The 907-nt window shown below is 48.0% G+C and carries 1 protein-coding gene and 1 pseudogene; both read right to left on the bottom strand.

Annotated features, from left to right (window positions below; all coding sequences use genetic code 11):
• Positions 1–125: pseudogene (locus tag R8O10_RS24260) on the bottom strand (cell division ATP-binding protein FtsE); the annotation flags it as partial.
• A 22-nt stretch (positions 126–147) separates the two neighbouring features.
• Positions 148–907: signal recognition particle-docking protein FtsY (gene ftsY, locus R8O10_RS24255; RefSeq protein WP_318191823.1), on the bottom strand; the 760-nt coding region annotated here is incomplete at its 5' end.

The following is a 907-nucleotide window of genomic DNA, read 5'->3' as shown; positions in this document are numbered from 1 at the left end:
CTTTTACCGGCGCCGGAGTGCCCGCCTAAAAACGCCATTTCTCCGCGCCTCAGGTGAAAATCGACTTTTTGCAGTGCTTGTCGACCACCTCGGTAAGCTTTACTCACTTGTTGAAATTTGATCACCGTTGATTTCCTCTAACTTCAATTACTCTTCACGGCTAAACAAAGCGTCGATAAACTCTTGAGTTTCAAAAGGACGCAAGTCTTCAATGCCTTCGCCAACACCAATGTAGCGAATTGGAATACCAAACTGATCAGCGATAGCGAAAATAACGCCGCCCTTCGCTGTACCATCCAGCTTAGTCAATGTAATCCCGGTTAGAGGAGCTACATCACTGAAAAGTTTCGCTTGGCTAATCGCATTTTGGCCAGTACCTGCATCCAGCGTCAGCATGATTTCATGTGGTGCAGAATCATCAATTTTCTTCATCACACGCACAATCTTGCGTAGCTCTTCCATTAGGTTGGCTTTGTTTTGTAGACGACCCGCCGTATCGGCGATAACCACATCGACGCCACGCGCTTTTGCCGCTTCAATCGCATCGTAGATAACCGATGCGCTGTCTGCGCCAGTATGCTGCGCGATCACAGGAACATTGTTACGCTCGCCCCACACTTGCAGCTGCTCAACCGCGGCCGCTCGGAAAGTATCGCCAGCTGCTAACATCACTTTCTTGCCTTGGCTTTGGAACTGCTTCGCAAGTTTACCGATGGTGGTGGTTTTACCCACACCATTCACACCAACCATCAAGATGACATAAGGTGTTTTGCTGCTGTCGATCTCTAGAGGCTGTTCTACTTTAGATAAAATCTCCGCCATTTCTTCTTTCAGCAGACCATAAAGGGCTTCGCCATCTTTCAGATCACCTCGAGAGGCTTTTTCTGTCAGGTTGTTGATGATTTTT

Origin of the sequence: Vibrio sp. 1727 (assembly GCF_033344415.1) — a bacterium.
In the GTDB taxonomy this organism is placed as follows: Bacteria; Pseudomonadota; Gammaproteobacteria; order Enterobacterales; family Vibrionaceae; genus Vibrio; species Vibrio alginolyticus.
The sequence above is the reverse complement of the archived record's forward strand: the minus strand, read 5'-3'. Positions and strand labels throughout refer to the sequence as shown.